The organism is Microbacterium sp. 2216-1 (assembly GCF_046507855.1).
Classification (GTDB): Bacteria; Actinomycetota; Actinomycetes; order Actinomycetales; family Microbacteriaceae; genus Microbacterium; species Microbacterium esteraromaticum_C.
Genome location: NZ_JBKFTM010000002.1, coordinates 333667 through 351916 on the forward strand (window position 1 = coordinate 333667; position 18250 = coordinate 351916).

Below are 18250 nucleotides of genomic sequence, written 5' to 3' on the forward strand. Positions count from 1 at the left end.
GAACGTTCGCTCGCGTGCTTACTCGAACTGCCGGGCGTGCGCGGTCCAGCCGGATTCGGTCGGAAGCGACCGCAACGGCCGGTTGACCAGCGCCAGCAGCACGGCGATCGCGCAGAGCGCCGCGCAGAAGACGATCGTCGGGGTGCGGCCCGCCCACGCGAGCCCGAAGCCCGCGATCAGTGGGGCCAGCGGCATCGCGCCCATGCCCAGCACGCCGGCGGCGCTGTTCGCGCGCCCGAGCAGACGAGAGGGCGTGGCGACCATGAAGTAGCCCATCAGGGCCGCGTTCAGTGCCGGCAGCAGGAACACGGCACCGGCGAACACGATCGAGATGCCCACCGGGGTGTCGACGACGCTCGCGACGCTCGCGCCCGCCGTCGTGGTGATCAAGCCCAGCAGTACCAGGGTGCCGGTCTTCACGCGCGGCACGAGCAGTGGCGCGACGAGTGCGCCGGCGAGCATGACCGCCCCGATCACGGCCGACAGCATGCCGATCGTGACCTCGGAGTGGCCGTCCTGCTGCAGCGAGTAGATCACGGTGGTGACCGTCGAGGTCAGGCCCAGGTTGATGATCGTGATCAGGACGAGCACACTGCTCAGGTCGGGCCGCGAGAACAGCCAGCGGAAGCCCTCGCGGATCTCGCGCAGCATCCCCCGGGTGGGGCGCTCGCCTGCGGCATCCGCGTCTGTGCCGGCGTCCGTTGCGTTCTCGTCAGGGGTCGGATGCCCGGGGTCGCGCCGCTCGGCGCGACCCAGCACCCACGCGGTCGCGGCGGCGAAGGCGTACGCGGCCGTCATGACCGCGCCGACCACCCAGGCGCCGGCGGCGAGCAGCGCACCACCGAGCGGGCCGCCCGCGAGCTGCAGTGCGGCATCGCGCCCCTGGTTGGCGGCCTGTGCGCGGCCCATCGCCTCGTCGGGCACGACCTGCTTCAGGGCGCTTTCGCTCGCAGGCTCGAACAGGCCGGCGCGCACGCACAGGGCGACCTCGAGCAGGAGCAGGGTGAGAAAGGTCAGCGATTCGAAGAACGCCAGCGCCGTGAAGGCCGCGCCGACGAACGTCGCGATCAGTGCGCCGACGAGCATCATCGCGATGCGGTTGTGGCGGTCGGCGAGTGCGCCGCCGATGAGTGTCGTGACCAGTCGCGTCGCCATGCCGACGCCGCCGATGATGCCGGCCTGAGCCGGGTCATTGGTGACGAAGAGGGCGACGAGCGGGATCGCGAAGCTGAACAGTGTGGTGCCCAGGCCCTTGCCGGTGTCACTGGTGAGCCAGAGCAGGTAGCGGCGGTTGCTCCAGAGCCGAACAGGGGGCGCTTCGATCGTCATGTCGCCAGAGTAACCGCGCAAGAAAACTTGCGCAACTAGAATTGCGCAATGAGTGCTGACTAGACTGCGGGGATGGGAAGCGGCTCGGCGGAAGGCAGAAGCGGCGCGGCCGTGATGACCTCGGCGATGCTCAAGGCGCTCGCCAATCCGTTGCGCCGCCGCATCATCAACGAGCTCGTCCGGCGCGAGTACGCTCGTGCGGCCGACCTGTCGGCCGCGCTGGAGGTGCCCGCGAACTCGCTCAGCTTTCACCTGCGGGTGCTCGCCGAGGCGGGCCTCGTCGAAGAGGACCCTGACCGAGCCCGCGACCGGCGCGACCGCGTCTGGAAGCCCGTCGATCTGCACGCGCTCGAGCTGGGTACTCCCGAACAGCCCGTCGCCGATGCCGCCGCGGCCGCAGCCTTCGTGGCGCTCATCGCCGACGAACACCACGAACTGGTGCGCCGTGTGGTCACCTGGGCGCCCGAATACACCCAGGGGCGCGACCCGGTCATGCGCGGCACGTTCGAGCAGCGCAACGTCCGGCTCACACGCGCCGAGCTCATGCAGGTGTTCGAGAAGGTCAGCCAGGTCTTCCGCGAGGCCGAGCAGGCGCACGACCGCGACGACCCCGACTCCCTGTTCTGGAACATCGACATCGTCGCGGCCGACGAGACCATCTGAACAGACGTCGGGGCGGATGCTCGTGCATCCGCCCCGTTCTGTCTGCGTCGCGCCTAGGGCGTCGCTCGGCGCAGCGTCAGATACGAGATGATCATGAGCACGCCGACTCCGACCAGGCCCCAGAGGGCGACACCCAACGCGCCGAGCTGTCCGAGTGTGCTGCCGACCTGGCCCCACAGCTCGAGACGGGTGATGAGGAACAGTGCGGCCACGAGCAGCAGGCCGATACCCACGCCCACCAGTGTGATCATGAGTGCACCCCAACGCTTGTAGATCGTTGCGCCGGTGAAGCCGACGACGAAGAAGAACAGTGCGAGCGTGAAGTAGATCACGAAGGCTCCGCCGGCTCCCGCCGCCCACAGGTCGGGCAGGTAGAACACGTATCCGTTCACGCCCCAGCCGTTCGTCAACAGCTCAATGCCGCCACCGATCAGGAACAGCACTCCCATGAAGGCGCTGCCCAGAATCGCGGCGAGCATCGTGCCGATGAAGAACTCGCGCCGGGTGATGCTGATCGCCTGCGAGAACGGGAAGGTCATCGTCATGGCCGTCATGCCGACCGCGAAGAACACCCACAGCGGGGCCTGTCCGCCGCCGCCGTACTTCGGTGTGTCGACGGGAATCATCGCGTAGATCAGCACCGAGACCACGACGGCACCGGCGAGCACGATCAGCGGCACCCAGATGAAGGTGTTCTTGTTGATGAGTTGCAGGCGGACGACGTTGAGTGTGCGAGACATCAGAGCACCCCTTCGGTGACGGCGGCATCGCGCTGGGCCGCGTTCTGCGTGAGTCGGACGATGAGCTGCTGCAGCGAGACCGGCGCGAGATCGAGGTCGGCTGCGGCGATGGCGGCGCGGTCGCCGTCGGTGAGGTGGCCGAGGACGGTGACGGATGCCACCCGACCGAGCGATTCGCGGTGGATGACCTCACGGTCGGCGACCCATGCCTCGACCTTGGCGGCGTCGCCGACGACGGTCGAGGCGCGTCCGCGCACAGCATCCGTGTCTTCGTTCAGCAGGATGCGCCCTGCGTCGATCACGATCACCTTCTCGATGAGGCTCGAGACCTCGTCGATGAGGTGCGACGAAAGGATGATCGTGCGGGGGTGCTCGGCGTAGTCCTCAAGCAGGCGGTCGTAGAACATCTGCCGGGCGACGGCGTCGAGGCCGAGGTACGGTTCGTCGAAGAACGTGATCTCGGCACGGGACGCGAGTCCGATGATCACCCCGACCGCCGAGAGCTGGCCGCGCGACAACTTCTTGATGGCCGTCTTCATCGGCAGTTGGAAGTCGGCGATCAGGCGCTCGGCGAACTGCTGATCCCAGTGGCGGAAGAACAACCGGGCGGCTGTGAAGGCGTGCGTGGCTGTGGCGTCGTCGGGGTACTTCTGGCTTTCGCGCACGAAGCAGATGCGACTGAGAACATCGACGTTCTCGTAAGGGCGCTCGCCGAACACGCGCACGTCGCCCGAGGTGGCGAAGTTCTGCGCGGTGAGGATCGACATCAACGTGGTCTTGCCGGCGCCGTTGCGGCCGAGCAGACCATAGATGGTGTTCTTCTCAATCGAGAGCGAGATGGCGTCGAGCGCGAGCTTGTCCTTGTAGCGCTTGGTGAGGTTGTGTACCTCGACGACGGAGGTCATGCGGGGTTCCCTTCGGTGGATGTTGTGCGTGCGATGCGCTCGCGCAACAGGACGGTCAGGTCGTCGGCGTCGAGGCCCAGGGTGCGGGCCTCGGCGATGAGGGGGTCGATGAAGTGCTCGGCGAAGGCCGTGCGCCGCTCGGCGAGCAGGATGCTGCGGGCGCCGACGGCGACGAACATGCCGATGCCGCGGCGTTTGATCAGGATGCCCTTGTCGGTCAGCATGGCCACCCCCTTCGCGGCCGTGGCGGGGTTGATCCGGTAGAAGGCGGCGAGTTCGTTCGTGGATGGCGCCTTGCCGTCTTCGGCCAGGGTGCCGTCGAGGATCGACTCCTCGATCGCCTCGGCGATCTGGAGGAACAGGGGTCTGCCTTCGTCGATCACGACACCTCCGGTTGTGTGGTTAGTTACTCAACTAAGTAACCACACAACCGGGCGCGCGTCAAGACCCGTCGCTGACTCACGCACGGATGGCGGGAGATCGTACGGATGCCAGTGAATCCGCTGGTGTGTCTCCCGCCGAACGTACAGACTCCCGCCATTCGTGCGGGCGCAGGTCGGCCCCCCGCCTCAGTTCATCGAGAAGTCGTACCACTCCGGCACGGGTCGGTCGGGGAACGCCTCCCGCCACAGCGCCGACATGCTCAGCTCACCCTCACGGATGTCGGGCACCTCGAACCGCTCCTCGAGCAGAGCGCCCGCGGCCTCGCGGTCGCCCGTGGCGAGTGCGGCGCGCACATCCAGCATCCGCACCCGGCCCAGAGCTCGCACCTCAGCGGGGAGGGATGCCACCAACCCGCGCACCTCGTCGGCGCGACCCGCGCGAAGCAACTCCGCGCCGAGTTCCAGAGCCAGGGGCACGACATCCGCAGCGAGCGAGAGCGCGTCGGTCAGCAGGGTGATTCCGGCATCCGTGTCGCCCTGCGCGATCCGCGCATGTGCGAGTCCACGCAACGCCCAGGGCGAGCGGCGCTGCCGCAACGACGCCTCGTACAGCGACGCCGCACGCGGCAGCTCGCCGGCCGCATGCGCGATGACCGCTCGGTGGTAGTGGGTCAGCCAGGTCGCCGCGGCGCCGGCCAACAGCTGATCCCAGCGCTCGCCGTCGACGTACGACGCTGGGGCGTCCAGCGGTGCGGCGTCCGCATCGCCCTCGCCGTCGAGCAGCGCCGCCCAGTAGGCGCCCTCCTCACCGGCATCCCGGTCGAACCGCACACCCGGAAGGCTCGCGAACGACTCGCCGACGCGCGCGGCCAGCTCTGCTTCGAGCGCGCCCCACGGGGCGCCGATGTTCAGCATCCGCTCCGGGGCGACGTCGGCGACCGCCTCGAGACGCGACGCGTCCGTCGCCTCGGATGCCCGCAGCACCGCCGCCTCGACCGCCGGGACGGCGCTCTCCCAATCGCCATGCCGCGCCTCATCGTCGACCTGCAGTGGCACGAAGGTCTCGTGCCACTCCCACGTCGCGCCACCGGGCATCGGCAGGTGCTCGTACTGCGTGGTGGCCAGGCCCGCCTGGATCTCGAAGTACGCCCCCGTCTCGCCGCCGAGCCAGTCGCACCAGTGCCGACCCCCGGTGGTGTCTCCCCACGCGAACAGTTTGCGGGCACGCAGTCGCGGCGACGACACGTGCGCGAGCCCCGAACCGTCGGGCTCGAGAGCGGCGATCCACGGCGTGCGGTCGCGGTTCAGGTCGTAGAACCAGTCGGCGGCGGCCGGAGCGCTCGCCGGCCGACTCACGTCGGGGTCTGCGATGTCGACGTACCCGAGCGAACCGTCGTACTGTGTCTGGTACGCGTGCGTCGCCGGGGCGAACACCCGCGATCCCGGCGTCTGGGCGACCGCGATGTTCGTCCACCAGTACATGCCCGTCTCGCGGGGATGCGGATTGCGCACCCGCACACGCACGTGCAGCGCCGGGGCGTTGTCGTCGAGGGTGGCATCGAGCTGAACGATCAGTCCGCGCTTGCGTTCGTACTCCCACATGCGCAGCACAGGCGCGCCATCCGGTGCTGTGATCTCGGCCGCGTAGAGCGGTGAGGCGGTCAGCGGCCAGTGCCCCCGCATGCCGATGTTCCACTCGGCGCCGCCCGAGAACCAGGCGTTGCGCAGCCCCAGGTTCGCAGGCTGGAACATCGCGTTGCGGTAGACCAGATCGCGTCCGGTGGCCTTATCGAGCAGCCGCACGAGGCGGCCTCCGAGATCGAGCGCGAACTCCGCGCGCAGGTGCGCATTTTCCAGCACCGCCAGCCGCATCGGTGCGGGGGATCGCTCACGCGAATACGCGTCCTGAAGCAGATACGGATGGATGCTGGTGGCCCGACCGTACGCGATGTTTGACGCGATCTCGTCGGGCAGGTTCGCGGTCGAGGCCTCATAGGGTGCCTCGGGCATGGCGCCCACGGGTGGCAGCGGGTTGGTCGGTCCGACAGGTGCGGAGGGCAGGGCGACCGTGGTGAGATGCAGCGTTGCAGTCATGGTGATGCTCACGCTATCGCGAACGGTGGGTATCGTGAGCAGGTGTACGACTACAGCAGGCTGCGGCGGTTTCCCGATGTCGAGGCGCCGAACCTGCAGGCGTGGGATGCCAGCGACGAACTGCTCGTCGACTGGGCGGGTGCGGCCGGGATTGCGGGCGACTGCATCGCCGTGATCGGCGACGAGTACGGTGCGATCACGCTCGCTCTGACGGATGCCGGATTGCATGGCATCCGCGTGCATCAGGATCTCGTGACGGGCCGCCGGGCGCTGGCGAACAACGCCCGCGCGCTGGGGTCGGATCCGGATGCATTCACGACGCACGAGCTCGACGAGAAACTGCTGCGCGGTGCGCAGCTGGTACTGGTGCAGTTGCCGAAGTCGCTCGCGGCGCTGGATGAGATCGCGGATGCTGTCGCGCGCTGGGCTACCCCCGAGGTCGTGCTGGTCGCCGGTGGCCGCGTCAAGCACATGACGCTCACGCAGAACGATGTGCTTGCCCGTCACTTCACGTCCGTGCACCCCCAACGCGCCACCCGCAAGTCCCGCCTGCTGGTGGCATCCTCCCCTTCCTCCCCTCCGTCCCCTCCGTCCCCTCCATCCCCTCCCGCTGAGAAACCACTTCCCGTTCTAGAAACCACCATGCACGTGGTTTCTCATACGGCAGATGGTTTCTCACCGGTGGAGTTCACGCTCTGCGCGTATGGCGGGGCCTTCGCGGGGAGCAAGCTCGACATCGGGACGCGGGCGCTGCTCGACGCGATGCCGGCACTCAGCGCTGGCTATCGCGCGCAGGGCAGCGCGGTCGGCCGTTCGCAACTCCGGAAAAACGGGGCCGCAGCGGGGCAGAACGCCTCAAACGGGGGGCCTGGCGACCAGATCTCCGGAGTTACGAACGAGGGGATGCGGGTGATCGACCTCGGCTGTGGCACCGGGGCTCTGGCCGTGGCGTTCGCGCTGCAGCACCCGACCGCGGCAATCGTCGCGACGGACCGCTCCGCTGCTGCCGTGCGCTCGGCGCGGGCGACGGTCTCGGCGAACAGCCTGGATGACCGCATCACCGTCACACTCGACGATGCCGGGTCGGATCTGCCCGATGGTGGCGCCGACCTGGTCCTGCTCAATCCGCCGTTCCACCTCGGTGCGAGCGTGCACGAAGGAGCGGGTCGGCGGCTCATCGAGGCCGCTGCGCGGCTCGTCCGACCGGGCGGTGAAGTGTGGACGGTGTTCAACTCGCATCTTGACCACCGCCGCGCTCTGACGCGCGTGGTTGGCCCCACCGAACAGGTCTCTCGCACGCCGAAATTCACCGTGACGCGCTCGACGCGACACGCGTGAATCCCCCGGTGAGATCACGAAACGGTAAACGGGATTTGCCACCCGATCAGCCATTCGTTACCGTGGAAGGTGGCCACGATGGCCAAGACCAGTCCGCGGTCGCGTCTTCACGCTGTGCAAGAACCATGAGGGCGCGGGCGTATGGTCGGTGATCTCTGCGCGGAGTCCGAAGCTCCGCGTCCGCGCCGCGCACGGCAATGAACGAGCGGCCCTGTGATCATGACCCGGACGTAACCAGACGGACTCACCGCCGACCCTGGAGCCGGTGAGTCACGGGGGAAACGTGTCCGAAACCGCTCTTGAAGCGCGCAATCTGTACAAGGTGTTCGGCCGAAATCCACAGCAGGCAGTCAAGCGGCTGAAGGCGGGCGAGTCCCGTACCGACGTACTCGACGTCGGCACAGCCGCAGTGATCGACGCGAGTTTCACCGTCAACCGCGGTGAGATCTTCGTGATCATGGGGCTGTCGGGTTCCGGTAAGTCCACACTGATCCGCATGCTGAACGGCCTGCACGATGTGACCGACGGCACCATCACCATCGAAGGCAGCGAGATCACCGGCATTTCGGGATCCCGCCTGCGCGAGGTGCGCCGCGACCACGTGTCGATGGTGTTTCAGCACTTCGCGCTGCTTCCGCACCGCACGGTCGCCGCGAACGTCGCCTACCCGTTGGAGCTGAAGGGCGTCGACAAGGCCACCCGGCTGAAGAAGGCCGGCGAGATCCTGGCCATGGTGGGCCTGGACGGCTGGGGCGACAAGCTGCCCAGCGAGCTCTCCGGTGGTATGCAGCAGCGCGTGGGCATCGCCCGTGCGCTCGCCGCAGATGGCGACATCCTGCTCATGGATGAGGCGTTCAGCGCGCTCGACCCGCTGATCCGTCGCGAGATGCAGGAGCAGCTGGTCGAACTGCAGCAGAAGCTGCAGAAGACGATCATCTTCATCACCCACGATCTGAACGAGGCGATGTTCCTCGGTGACCGCATCGCCGTGATGCGCGATGGTCGCATCGTGCAGATCGGTACGCCCGAGGACATCCTCACCGACCCGGCCAACGACTACGTCGAGCAGTTCGTGCAGGACGTGGACCGCGCCCGCGTGCTCACTGCCGCCAATGTCATGGAGACGCCGCGTCCGGTGGTCACCGAGACGTCCGGCCCGCGCACGGCGCTGAAGCAGATGCGCGACGCCTACATGTCGGCGGCTTACGTCGTCGGCCGCGACCGCCACCTGGTCGGCATCGTCACCGACCGGGATGCCGTCAAGCTGGTGCGCAAGGGTGAGACCTCGTTGGCATCGGTGCTCAAGCCGGTGCCGCAGAGCGTCGACGAGAACGAGATTCTGATGAACCTGTTCATCCCGTCGGTCGAGTCGCCGCTGCCGCTCGCCGTGACGGATGCCGAGGGACGCCTGACCGGTGTGATCCCCCGCGTGACGCTGCTGGCGGCGCTGGGCCCGGGTACCGGTGCGACCGGTGAGCTGACCATTCCGCTGCAACCGATGCCGGCAACCATGATCGATGAGGTGCTCGAGGAGGCGACCGCGGCCGCCGCTGGCACTTCGGGCAGTACACACAGCAAGAACGAGCAGGCAGAGGAGGTGCGCTGATGGACGGTTTCACCATTCCGATCGGTGAGTGGGGAAAGAGCGTCGTGGACTGGGTCCGCGATGATCTGGACTGGTTGACCGACGCCATCGCCGCCTTTGTCGGCTTCCTCGCCGAGGGCCTCGCCGCCATGCTGATGGCACCGGCCGCCCCGGTGATGATCGTGCTGTTCGCGCTGATCGCCTGGCTGGTGCGCTCGTGGAAGCTCGCGATCGGCACCGTGGTGATGTTCGTCGTCATCCTCGGCGTCGACCAGTGGGACAACGCGATGCAGACGCTGGCGCTGGTGCTGATCGCCACGCTCGTCACCGTCGCGATCGCCGTGCCGCTGGGCATCTGGGCGGCCCGCAACGACACCGTCAGCGCCGTCATCAAGCCGGTGCTCGACCTGATGCAGACCATGCCATCGCTGGTGTACCTGATCCCCGTGATCATCTTCTTCAGCCTCGGTTTCGTGCCCGGCGTCATCGCCACGGTGATCTTCTCGCTGCCGCCCGGTGTGCGTCTGACCGAGCTGGGCATCCGCGGTGTCGACTCCGAGACGGTCGAAGCCGGTCACGCCTTCGGCGCGACGCCCGGGCAGATCCTGCGCGGCATTCAGCTGCCGCTCGCGATGCCGACCATCATGGCCGGCGTCAACCAGGTGATCATGCTCGCCCTGTCGATGGCCGTCATCGCCGGTATGGCCGGCGCACCCGGCCTGGGCAAGGAAGTGGTCGCCGCGCTCGCGACGATCAACGTCGCCCAGGGCATCGAGGCCGGCCTCGGCGTGGTGTTCATCGCCGTCTACCTCGACCGCGTCACGGCGGCCCTCGGCAACCCGGGAGGCAACCGCTCGTCGCTGATGGGCATGATGCAGCGGCGCCGCGACGAGATGCGCCGCGCGTCGGCAGCATCCGCGGCGCAGGAGGCCAACTCGGCAGCATCCGAGCTCATCGAGGGCGGCGCACGTCCCTCGCCGGGCGGCGCCTGACCCACAGAACGTCCCTTCCACACAGCACTACATACGGAACGCGTGAGATATACGTGAAGAAAGAAGGAAGCACCATGAACAAGAGGCACCTGACCAGCATCGTCGCGCTCGGCGCGGCGGCATCCCTCGTCCTCACCGGTTGCGCCGGTGGCGACTCCGGCGACTCGGGCGACGCAGGCGCACCCGCCAGCGACGAGATGGGCACCATCTCGATGGGGTTCCTGCCCGCATGGACCGACGGTCTGAGCACGGCGTACCTGCTCGCCGACCAGCTCGAGAAGCTCGGCTACGAGATCGAGATGGAAGACGTCGTCGACGCCGGCCCGCTGTACACCGCCCTGTCGCAGGGTGACATCGACATGTACCCGTCGGCCTGGTCCGAGGTGACGCACGCCTCGTACATGGAGGAGTACGGCGACAAGATCGAAGACCTCGGCACCTACTACGAGGGCGCGGCGCTCACGATGGCCGTTCCGGACTACCTGGACGACATCAATTCGATCGCCGACCTCAAGGGCAACGCCGACATGTTCGACGGCAAGATCATCGGCATCGAGCCCGGCGCCGGCCTCACCAAGGCCGTGCAGGAGAGCGCGATGCCCGAGTACGGTCTGGACGGCGAGTACGAGCTGCTGACCTCGTCGACCGGCGGCATGCTCGCCACGCTCGACACGGCTGTGGCCGCCGAAGACCCGATCGTCGTCACGCTGTGGCGTCCGTTCTGGGCCAACAGCGCCTACCCGATGAAGGACCTCGAAGACCCCAACGGCGCCATGGGTGCCACCGAGGGTCTGCACTTCCTGGGCAAGCTCGGCTTCGCCGAGGAGTTCCCCGAGGCTGCTGACTTCATCGGCGACGTCACCCTGACCGACGAGCAGTACGGTGCGCTCGAGAGCCTCGTCACCTCGGACGAGTACAAGGACAAGTCGGCTGAGGCCGTCGACGCGTGGATCGCCGAGTTCGGCGACCAGGTCGACTGGCTCATCACCGAGTAAGACCAACGCATTCCATCGAGGCCCTCTCCTGTCACACAGGAGGGGGCCGCGGTGCGTTGCGGGCGGCGTAGCCTGTGCACATGGACGGGTTCGCCGCCGTCGACTTCGGCTTCGCGCGTGAGGTGCTGCAGCGCGGCATCGCTGCGCTCTACCTGGTGGCGTTCGTCTCGTCGCTGAATCAGTTCCGGCCGCTGCTCGGAGAGCGCGGCCTGCTGCCGGCGCCGGACCTGCTCGCGTGGGTGGCCGAGTCGCCGAGAAGGCGGCGGATGCTACGGCCGACGCTCTTCTCGCGCCTGCGCTACACGGATCGGCGGCTTGCCGCGCTGTGCTGGGCCGGCATCGGCCTGGCGGCCCTGCTGGTGGTGGGCGTTCCGCAGTGGGGCCCGCCCTGGGTGCCGATGGTCTGCTTCTTGCTGCTGTGGGGCGGGTACATGTCGATCGTCAGCATCGGCCAGACGTTCTACGCGTTCGGGTGGGAGATGCTGCTGCTCGAGGCGGGGTTTCTCGCGGCTTTTCTCGGGTCGGCCGAACACCCGCCGCCGACGGTGACGATCGTGTTGCTGTGGTGGCTGCTGTTCCGCCTCGAGTTCGGCGCCGGCATGATCAAGATCCGCGGCGGTCGGGAGTGGCGTGATCTGACGGCGCTGATGTACCACCATGAGACCCAGCCGATGCCGGGCCCGCTCAGCCGTCAGGCGCATCTGCTGCCCCGCTGGTTCCACCGCGGTGAGGTGCTCGGCAACCACTTCGCCCAACTCGTCGTGCCGTTTCTGCTGTTCGCGCCGTTGCTGGGGCTGTGGATCGCCGGACCGGTGCCGACGCTCATCGGTGCTGCCGCCGCGACCGTCATCATCCTGACCCAGCTGTGGCTCGTGGTGACCGGCAACTTCGCGTGGCTCAACTGGGCGACGATCGTGCTCGCCTTCTCGGGGCTCGGTGTTGCTGCGGGCATGCTCGCGGGCATCCGCAACCCGGCGCCGCAGGCGACGATCCCGCTCTACTGGATCGTCGTGACCTCCGCCGTCGGTGCGCTCTACGTCGCGCTCAGCTGGCCGGCGCTGCGCAACCTGTTCGCCCATCGCCAGCTGATGAACGCGAGCTTCAACCGTTGGCAGCTTGCCAACGCCTACGGCGCGTTCGGCACGGTGACGAAGGAGCGCATCGAGTGGATTGTCGAGGGCACCGCGGATGCCGACCCCGAGACGGCCCGCTGGTCGGAGTACGAGTTCCGCGGAAAGCCGGGTGACGTGAACCGGGTGCCGCGTCTGTTCGCCCCGTACCATCTGCGTCTGGACTGGCTGATGTGGTTTTTGCCGCTCGGGCACGCCATCGACGACTGGTTCACGGCGCTGCTGGTGCGGCTGCTGCAGGCGGACGCCTCAACGCTGCGGCTGCTGCGTCATGACCCGTTCGGCGGCACGCCGCCGCGCTGGGTGCGGGTGGTCTCGTACCGCTACCGGTTCACGACCCGTGCCGAGCATCGCGAAACCAGGACCGTGTGGGTGCGCGATCGGCGGCGCGTGCTCGTGCAGCCACTGGGCCTCGGGAGGTGACGTCGGCAGCGGGTCAGTGCGGCAGCCGCACCGTGCGTCCGGTGCGCAGCGACTCGTAGGCGGCATCCACCAGGCGTACCGCGGCGATGCCGTCGGCGGGAGTGACGCGCGCCTCCCGCCCGGTGCGGATCGCGTCGACGAAATCGGCGAGCTGCTCCCGATAGGGATCGGATGCCGGTGCCGCGGCCTCTGCGGCGTCGATCTCTCCTGCGGAGAAGGCAGTGGCATCCGCGGTGTCGACGCGCAGGGTGCCGTCGGTGCCGATGACCTCGGCTACCGACCGGAAGGTGGACTCGGGGCCGAGCCAGTCGCCGCGCACGTGGCTGATCGCGCCGTTGGCGTGCGTGAGAGTGACGTGCGCCGACACCGGAGGCTGGATGCGTCCGTCGACGGCCGGGGGATCCTGCGTGGCCGTCACCTCGATGACGGGGCCGGCGAGCCACAGGGCCTGGTCGAGATCGTGGATCATCAGGTCGCGGATGAGCCCGCCGCCGGCGTCCTCCGAGAAGAACCAGGCGGCGTCCGGCGCCACCCCGGTGCGCCGCAGGGTCAGCTCGACCAGGGTGCCGATCGCCTCGATCCGCTGCTTCAGCGCGTGGTAGCCCGAGAAGTAGCGCACGACATGGGCCGGGAAGAGGCGCATGCCGGCATCCGATGCCGCCGCTGCCAACGCGACGGCATCCGCCTCGGTGACCGCCAACGGCTTCTCGCAGACAACGTGCCGCCCGGCGGCGAACGCGCGGCGCGCGATGTCGAGATGGGTACTGGTGGGGCTGATGATGTCGACGATCCCCACCGCGGCGATCAGGTCGTCGAGGTCGTCGATCACGCGGATGCCGTACCGCTCGCCGAGCTGGCGTGCGCCCGTGCGATGCAGGATGCTGACGTCGGCGCCCAACGCCTGCCACGCCTCGATGTGCGACGGGGCGATCGCCCCGGCGCCGACGATCCCGACCCGCACGGTGTCTCTGTCAGCCATTTTCCGAGCCTACGCGCCGGGGCGCGCGTTGCGCCCGGTGTTTCGCAGGACGATCGCAACTTCGCAGGATGCCGGGGGCTGGATCATCCTGAAAAAGTGGAATCGTCCTGAGTTCTTGGCGGCAGGGGAGCCTGCTTCGGAGCCGCCAGCTCGCCGGCGACCTTCTTCTTGAGCGCGTCGACGGCCTCGTCAGAGAGCAGGATCAGCCCGTCGAGCTCTTCGCGCACGCGCTTGTAGGCGACATTGCGCTCGGCCTGGGTCGCCGCGTCGTCGAGGGCGACGGCGAGCATGTGCTGGGCACGGTCCAGGCGCTTGCGCTCGTCTTCGCTGAAGCCCGAGTCGCGCACCCGGCGCGCGTCGCGTTCCGCGACGTCGAACGCCACGGCGTAGTTGCCGACGGCATCCAGGTACTCGGCGATCTCGGACTCGCTCACGGTGGCATCCGATGATTTCGGGCGCAGGGCGTCGGCGGCCTTCTTGGCGCGCAGGAAGGCGGCCGTCAGCGGCTGGCGGCCGTCGCTCATCGCGGGGAACGCGATGAGCTTGGCGACGTCGAGCTCGTAGTCGAGCCAGCGCGCAGTGATCTCGTCGTGCTCGGCGAACAGCTTCTCGAGCATCTGGCGGCTCGCGGCGCGTTCGTCGTCGTCGGCGCGACGCTTCTGCTCGCGGGTCGGGACGGTGCCGCGCGCGGCGAGCTGAGCGGCCTTGATCTCACCCTTCACCCGCAGCGTCTCGAGGCGGCGTTCGTGGCGCCGTTTGGCGGCGCGCTCCCACGCCTTGCCCGCTCCGCCGGCCATGCCCATGATCGGGAAGATCAGCCACCAGTAGTCGCGGGCGAAGTCCCAGAAGTCCTGGAAGAACACATCCATGATGCGCTCAGCCTACTGCGCGTCGCCGCCGCACTCAGCGGGGTCCGACCCGCCACGGTTCCTTGACCGTGCGGATGAACGAGTACGTCACCAGGTCGCGGTGGTGCACCTCGCGGGCGTGGTAGATGTGCTTTCCGCTCACGGTGACGCCGACCGTGGTCCACATCTTGGCCACTTCGCCCTCGGGCTGCTCCAGCTGCGTGGCCTCTTCGGCGGTGAGGGCCGTCACGCCGGCCGATACGACCTCCCACACGATGCGCTCCGACCACAGGTCCGCGGCGATGTCGAACACCGAACGGGTGGGGTCGATGAAGGGGCGCTCGGTGCCGGCGGGCAGAGGCAGGATGTACGTGCCGACCATGGCCGGCTGGTCATCGGCGAACCAGCGCAGCACGATGCGGGCCGAGACAGGTTCGACGTCGGGGTGCAGCAGCGGCGCGATGTCGGCGGGGGTGGGTTCGAACGAGGCCGACAGTACCTCGACCGAGGGGGTGTACCCCATGCGCGCCAGCACATCGCCGTACTCGACGCAGGCCTCGAACCGTGCGCTCAGTCGCAGGGCAAGCGGGTCGATCGTGGTCGCCGCGCCCTGACGCCGGGTGACGATCCCGAGGTTGCCGAGCTCGGCAAGGGCGTGGCGCACCTGCTGGCGAGTGCAGTCGAGAAGTTCGGCGAGCCGATGCTCGCCGGGGAGGCTTGTTCCGGCGGCGGCGGATTCGCGAACGTGGCGCAGGACTCCGCTGAGGATGCGCTCATCTTCGGTGAGCGGCGTGCGCGGCCTTCGCTCGCTCCACGCGCTCATCGTGCCATCGGTCATCTGCGTCCCCCCGCCTTGGACAGCATAGGCGTCGTCACAATCATCACAACAAGTCAACAAGTTGGGCGATGATGGAAATAACCTATCAACAAGTGCGGGTGAGTCTGTTAGCGTCAGTCGATCCCTACAAAGGAGTGAGCAGTGACGACGACGGAGAGCATCCGGGGAATCCACCTCTGGGACGGCAGTGCCTATCGCGGCACGAGCCGCATCGACTGGACCGGCGACCGCATCGATGCGGTGCAGTCCGACGAGGGGACGCTCGACGAGCTCTGCGTCATCCCCGGCCTCGTCGATACGCACGTGCACCTGGGCGCCTACTCGGGAACCGGGCATGCCGACTGGTCGTCATGGCCGCTGATCACCCCGTGGGAAGAGCAGGTCTTCCACATCGCCAACAACGCCCAGAAGGCCGCGCGCGCGGGTGTCACCACCCTGCGCGATCTGTCGGGCGACGAACGGCAGTTGGCCGTCAAGCGTGCGTTCGACGAGGGCATCCAGCCGGGGCCGCGCGTGCTCGTCCACGGCGCCGTCGGCATGACGGCCGGTCACGGCGACCTCTTCATCCCGCCGCACTACCCCCACCGTGGCCGCACGGCCGACAGCCCCGACGAGTGCCGCAAGCTCGTGCGCGAGTATGCCCGCATGGGCGCCGACGGCATCAAGATCTTCGTCAGCGGCGGCGTGCTGTCGATGGGCGACAAGGTCGGCTGGCGCAACCAGACACTCGATGAGATCCGCGCCACGATCGACGAGGCCCACGCCCTCAGCATGCCCGTCGCCGCTCACAGCCACTCCGCCGAGGGCAACGAGATCGCCCTCTCGGTCGGCGCCGACTCGCTCGAGCACGGCACGGGCCTCGAAGCCGACCAGTGGGAGCGCCTCGTCGCCGGCAACATCCCCGTCGCGCCGACCCTGCTTATCAACGACGCCATCGCCGATGGTCGCGTCGCCGTCACCGACGATGCCCGCGACAAGGCGAAGGACGTCGTGGCCTACCGCGACTCGCTCTTCGGTGACGCCGGTCGCGCGGGCATCCGCTTCGTGCTCGGCACCGACGCCAACGGCATCTTCGTGCAGTTCGGCGACCAGATGGAAGAAGTGCGCCTGATGGCCGACATGTTCGGCTGGGACGCGGAGCGCGCGCTGCGCGCCGCGACGTCGGATGCTGCTGACGTCGTCGGCCTGACCAAGCGCGTCGGCACCCTCGCGGAGGGCTACGGCGCCGACTTCGTCGTGCTGCGCGGCCGCCCCTGGGAGAACATCGCCGACCTGCGCGTCGAGAACATCGTCGCCGTCGTCTCACGAGGCCGCCTCGTGCACGGCGCCCTGCCCACCGCGGCCTGACCGCCTACCCGACCCGCTGGACCCTGAGAAAGGACGATCGTGAACACCCCCGTACGACACGCATCCACACGCTGGATCGCCGCCTTCGGCGCGGCTGCACTCGGAGCCGGTCTGCTCGCCGGCTGCACCCCCGCCACCACCGACGGTGGCGAGACGAGTGACGAGCTCTACATCGCCGTCCAGGACGACCCGGTGTGCCTCGACCCGCAGCAGGTCACGCTGACCACGGCGCTGAACATCAGCCGCCAGCTGGTGGACTCGCTCGTCGACCAGGATCCCGAGACCGGCGAGATCGTCCCGTGGCTCGCAGACGCATTCGTCGCGAGCGACACATTGAAGGAGTTCACGTTCACCCTGCGTGATGGTGTCACCTTCAGCGACGGCTCGGCGCTGACGCCCGAGACGGTCAAGGCCAACTTCGATGCGCTGGCCGCGCTCGGCAGCACCGCACCGCTGGCCTCGCAGTATCTCGCCGGCTACCAGGCGACCGAGGTCGTCGACGAGTCGACGGTGAAGGTCACCTTCGCCGAGCCCAACGCGCAGTTCCTGCAGGGCGCGAGCACCATCACCCTGGGCATGCTCTCCGATGAGACCGCCGCGCTGACCGCCGAGGAGCGCTGCCTGGCGCCCGTCGGCTCGGGCGCGTTCGTGCTCGACGAGTACACCGCGAACGACGCGGTCGTCCTCTCGGCCCGTGAGGGCTACGGGTGGGGCTCGTCGCTGCGTGCGAGCAGCGGCGACGCGGCGATCAAGAGCATCACGTTCGCGATCACGCCGGAGCCCGGCGTGCGCACGGGTGGTCTGCAGACCGGCGAGTTCGACATGATCTTCGATCTGCCCGCGATCGACGAGCAGCGGTTCAGCACGGGTGACTACGAGATCTACGCGCGGGCGAACCCGGGCATCCCGACCTCGCTCGTGCCCAACACCGAGCGACCGATCGTCTCGGACCCGGTCGTGCGCCAGGCGATGATCCTTGCCACCGACCGCACCGAGATCGCCGAGCTGACCGGCTCGAGCATGGTGCAGCCGGTCGCCGGCGTGCTCAGCTCGGCCACGCCGTCGTTCCTCGACCAGGCCGACGCGCTCGCCTTCGACCTCGACGCCGCCGAGCAGCTGCTCGACGACGCCGGATGGAAGGTCGGTGCAGAGGGCACCCGCGAGAAGGACGGCACGCCCCTGACGGTGTCGGTGACGGCGTTCTACGGGCAGGACGTGCTTGAGGCGACGCAGGTGCAGCTGGCCAAGGCGGGGATCGACCTGAAGATCAACATGGTCACCGCGGGCGACTTCTTCGGTGCTGTCGCGTCGAAGGACTTCGACTTCCTGTCGGCTGGCCTGACCCGCACCGACCCCGACGCACTGCGCGTCATGCTCTCGCCGGCATCCGAGGCGCACTGGGCTGTGATCGACGACGCCGAGCTCGAAGCGCAGCTGACCGCGCAGGCCGCGACGGCCGACCCGGTGGAGCGCACCGCGATCCTCGCAGAGGCGCAGCAGCGCATCGTCGAGCAGGCCTACCTGGTGCCGCTGCTCGAGGTCGCGCAGGTGCACGCCTCGCAGAAGGGCGTCTCGGGCGTCGCGTTCGACTCGTCGTCGCGGGTCAACCTGTACGACGTCACCGTCCAGCGCTGAGCCGGATTCGGTAGGAAGGTGATCAG

The 18250-nt window shown here is 68.3% G+C and carries 16 protein-coding genes; 8 read left to right on the top strand and 8 right to left on the bottom strand.

Going from position 1 to position 18250, the window contains the following annotated elements:
* Positions 1 to 18 precede the first annotated feature (18 nt).
* Positions 19 to 1329 (bottom strand): MFS transporter, encoded by a 1311-nt coding sequence (locus ACLD0U_RS09440; RefSeq protein WP_410340463.1) that lies wholly within the window; start codon positions 1327 to 1329, stop codon positions 19 to 21.
* A gap of 72 nt (positions 1330 to 1401) precedes the next feature.
* On the opposite strand from ACLD0U_RS09440, the gene ACLD0U_RS09445 reads away from it, so the two are divergent.
* Positions 1402 to 1992 carry an ArsR/SmtB family transcription factor gene (locus ACLD0U_RS09445; RefSeq protein WP_224818503.1) on the top strand — a complete coding sequence of 197 codons (591 nt, stop codon included), beginning with the start codon at positions 1402 to 1404 and terminating at the stop codon, positions 1990 to 1992.
* Between the two features lie 53 nt (positions 1993 to 2045).
* On the opposite strand, the gene ACLD0U_RS09450 is transcribed toward ACLD0U_RS09445, so the two are convergent.
* From ACLD0U_RS09450 to ACLD0U_RS09465, 4 genes are all read right to left on the bottom strand, one after another.
* Positions 2046 to 2732 carry a hypothetical protein gene (locus ACLD0U_RS09450; RefSeq protein ID WP_410340464.1) on the bottom strand — a complete coding sequence of 229 codons (687 nt, stop codon included), beginning with the start codon at positions 2730 to 2732 and terminating at the stop codon, positions 2046 to 2048.
* Positions 2732 to 3637, bottom strand: a complete 906-nt coding sequence (locus ACLD0U_RS09455; RefSeq protein ID WP_410340465.1) for an ABC transporter ATP-binding protein — start codon at positions 3635 to 3637, stop codon at positions 2732 to 2734. Before ACLD0U_RS09455 ends, ACLD0U_RS09450 begins: the two co-directional genes overlap by 1 nt.
* Complete coding sequence (locus ACLD0U_RS09460) at positions 3634 to 4020, bottom strand: GntR family transcriptional regulator (RefSeq protein ID WP_179409472.1); 387 nt, start codon at positions 4018 to 4020, stop codon at positions 3634 to 3636. Before ACLD0U_RS09460 ends, ACLD0U_RS09455 begins: the two co-directional genes overlap by 4 nt.
* Positions 4021 to 4206: 186 nt before the next feature.
* The gene (locus ACLD0U_RS09465; protein WP_410340466.1) at positions 4207 to 6114 is read right to left on the bottom strand and encodes a DUF5107 domain-containing protein; all 1908 of its coding nucleotides are present in this window, start codon (positions 6112 to 6114) and stop codon (positions 4207 to 4209) included.
* A gap of 42 nt (positions 6115 to 6156) precedes the next feature.
* Between ACLD0U_RS09465 and ACLD0U_RS09470 the strand changes: the two genes are divergently transcribed.
* From ACLD0U_RS09470 to ACLD0U_RS09490, 5 genes are all read left to right on the top strand, one after another.
* Positions 6157 to 7452, top strand: coding sequence for a class I SAM-dependent methyltransferase (locus tag ACLD0U_RS09470; protein WP_410340467.1), 1296 nt, complete (start codon positions 6157 to 6159; stop codon positions 7450 to 7452).
* A gap of 283 nt (positions 7453 to 7735) precedes the next feature.
* On the top strand, positions 7736 to 9058 hold the full coding sequence (locus ACLD0U_RS09475; RefSeq protein ID WP_222446652.1) for a glycine betaine/L-proline ABC transporter ATP-binding protein: 1323 nt from the start codon (positions 7736 to 7738) through the stop codon (positions 9056 to 9058).
* Complete coding sequence (locus tag ACLD0U_RS09480) at positions 9058 to 10029, top strand: ABC transporter permease (protein ID WP_410340468.1); 972 nt, start codon at positions 9058 to 9060, stop codon at positions 10027 to 10029. The genes ACLD0U_RS09475 and ACLD0U_RS09480 overlap by 1 nt, the downstream gene beginning before the upstream one ends.
* 74 nt (positions 10030 to 10103) lie before the next feature.
* Positions 10104 to 11024: a glycine betaine ABC transporter substrate-binding protein gene (locus tag ACLD0U_RS09485; RefSeq protein ID WP_410340469.1), complete on the top strand. Its 921-nt coding sequence runs from the start codon at positions 10104 to 10106 to the stop codon at positions 11022 to 11024.
* Between the two features lie 80 nt (positions 11025 to 11104).
* Positions 11105 to 12577 carry a lipase maturation factor family protein gene (locus ACLD0U_RS09490; RefSeq protein WP_410340470.1) on the top strand — a complete coding sequence of 491 codons (1473 nt, stop codon included), beginning with the start codon at positions 11105 to 11107 and terminating at the stop codon, positions 12575 to 12577.
* 13 nt (positions 12578 to 12590) lie between these two features.
* On the opposite strand, the gene ACLD0U_RS09495 is transcribed toward ACLD0U_RS09490, so the two are convergent.
* From ACLD0U_RS09495 to ACLD0U_RS09505, 3 genes are all read right to left on the bottom strand, one after another.
* The gene (locus ACLD0U_RS09495) at positions 12591 to 13556 is read right to left on the bottom strand and encodes a Gfo/Idh/MocA family protein (RefSeq protein ID WP_410340471.1); all 966 of its coding nucleotides are present in this window, start codon (positions 13554 to 13556) and stop codon (positions 12591 to 12593) included.
* Positions 13557 to 13639: 83 nt separating this feature from the next.
* Positions 13640 to 14425, bottom strand: coding sequence for a hypothetical protein (locus tag ACLD0U_RS09500; RefSeq protein WP_410340472.1), 786 nt, complete (start codon positions 14423 to 14425; stop codon positions 13640 to 13642).
* Positions 14426 to 14459: 34 nt separating this feature from the next.
* Positions 14460 to 15242, bottom strand: a complete 783-nt coding sequence (locus tag ACLD0U_RS09505) for a GntR family transcriptional regulator (protein ID WP_179409440.1) — start codon at positions 15240 to 15242, stop codon at positions 14460 to 14462.
* 141 nt (positions 15243 to 15383) lie between these two features.
* On the opposite strand from ACLD0U_RS09505, the gene ACLD0U_RS09510 reads away from it, so the two are divergent.
* Positions 15384 to 16589: an amidohydrolase family protein gene (locus tag ACLD0U_RS09510; protein ID WP_206550781.1), complete on the top strand. Its 1206-nt coding sequence runs from the start codon at positions 15384 to 15386 to the stop codon at positions 16587 to 16589.
* 39 nt (positions 16590 to 16628) lie between these two features.
* Positions 16629 to 18224, top strand: coding sequence for an ABC transporter substrate-binding protein (locus ACLD0U_RS09515; protein WP_410340473.1), 1596 nt, complete (start codon positions 16629 to 16631; stop codon positions 18222 to 18224).
* Positions 18225 to 18250: the final 26 nt, after the last annotated feature.

Coding starts and splice junctions, on each gene's coding strand:
- ACLD0U_RS09440 (WP_410340463.1), bottom strand. CDS start 1,329: ATGACGATCGAAGCGCCCCCTGTTCGGCTCTGGAGCAACCGCCGCTAC.
- ACLD0U_RS09445 (WP_224818503.1), top strand. CDS start 1,402: ATGGGAAGCGGCTCGGCGGAAGGCAGAAGCGGCGCGGCCGTGATGACC.
- ACLD0U_RS09450 (WP_410340464.1), bottom strand. CDS start 2,732: ATGTCTCGCACACTCAACGTCGTCCGCCTGCAACTCATCAACAAGAAC.
- ACLD0U_RS09455 (WP_410340465.1), bottom strand. CDS start 3,637: ATGACCTCCGTCGTCGAGGTACACAACCTCACCAAGCGCTACAAGGAC.
- ACLD0U_RS09465 (WP_410340466.1), bottom strand. CDS start 6,114: ATGACTGCAACGCTGCATCTCACCACGGTCGCCCTGCCCTCCGCACCT.
- ACLD0U_RS09480 (WP_410340468.1), top strand. CDS start 9,058: ATGGACGGTTTCACCATTCCGATCGGTGAGTGGGGAAAGAGCGTCGTG.
- ACLD0U_RS09485 (WP_410340469.1), top strand. CDS start 10,104: ATGAACAAGAGGCACCTGACCAGCATCGTCGCGCTCGGCGCGGCGGCA.
- ACLD0U_RS09490 (WP_410340470.1), top strand. CDS start 11,105: ATGGACGGGTTCGCCGCCGTCGACTTCGGCTTCGCGCGTGAGGTGCTG.
- ACLD0U_RS09495 (WP_410340471.1), bottom strand. CDS start 13,556: ATGGCTGACAGAGACACCGTGCGGGTCGGGATCGTCGGCGCCGGGGCG.
- ACLD0U_RS09500 (WP_410340472.1), bottom strand. CDS start 14,425: ATGGATGTGTTCTTCCAGGACTTCTGGGACTTCGCCCGCGACTACTGG.
- ACLD0U_RS09505 (WP_179409440.1), bottom strand. CDS start 15,242: ATGACCGATGGCACGATGAGCGCGTGGAGCGAGCGAAGGCCGCGCACG.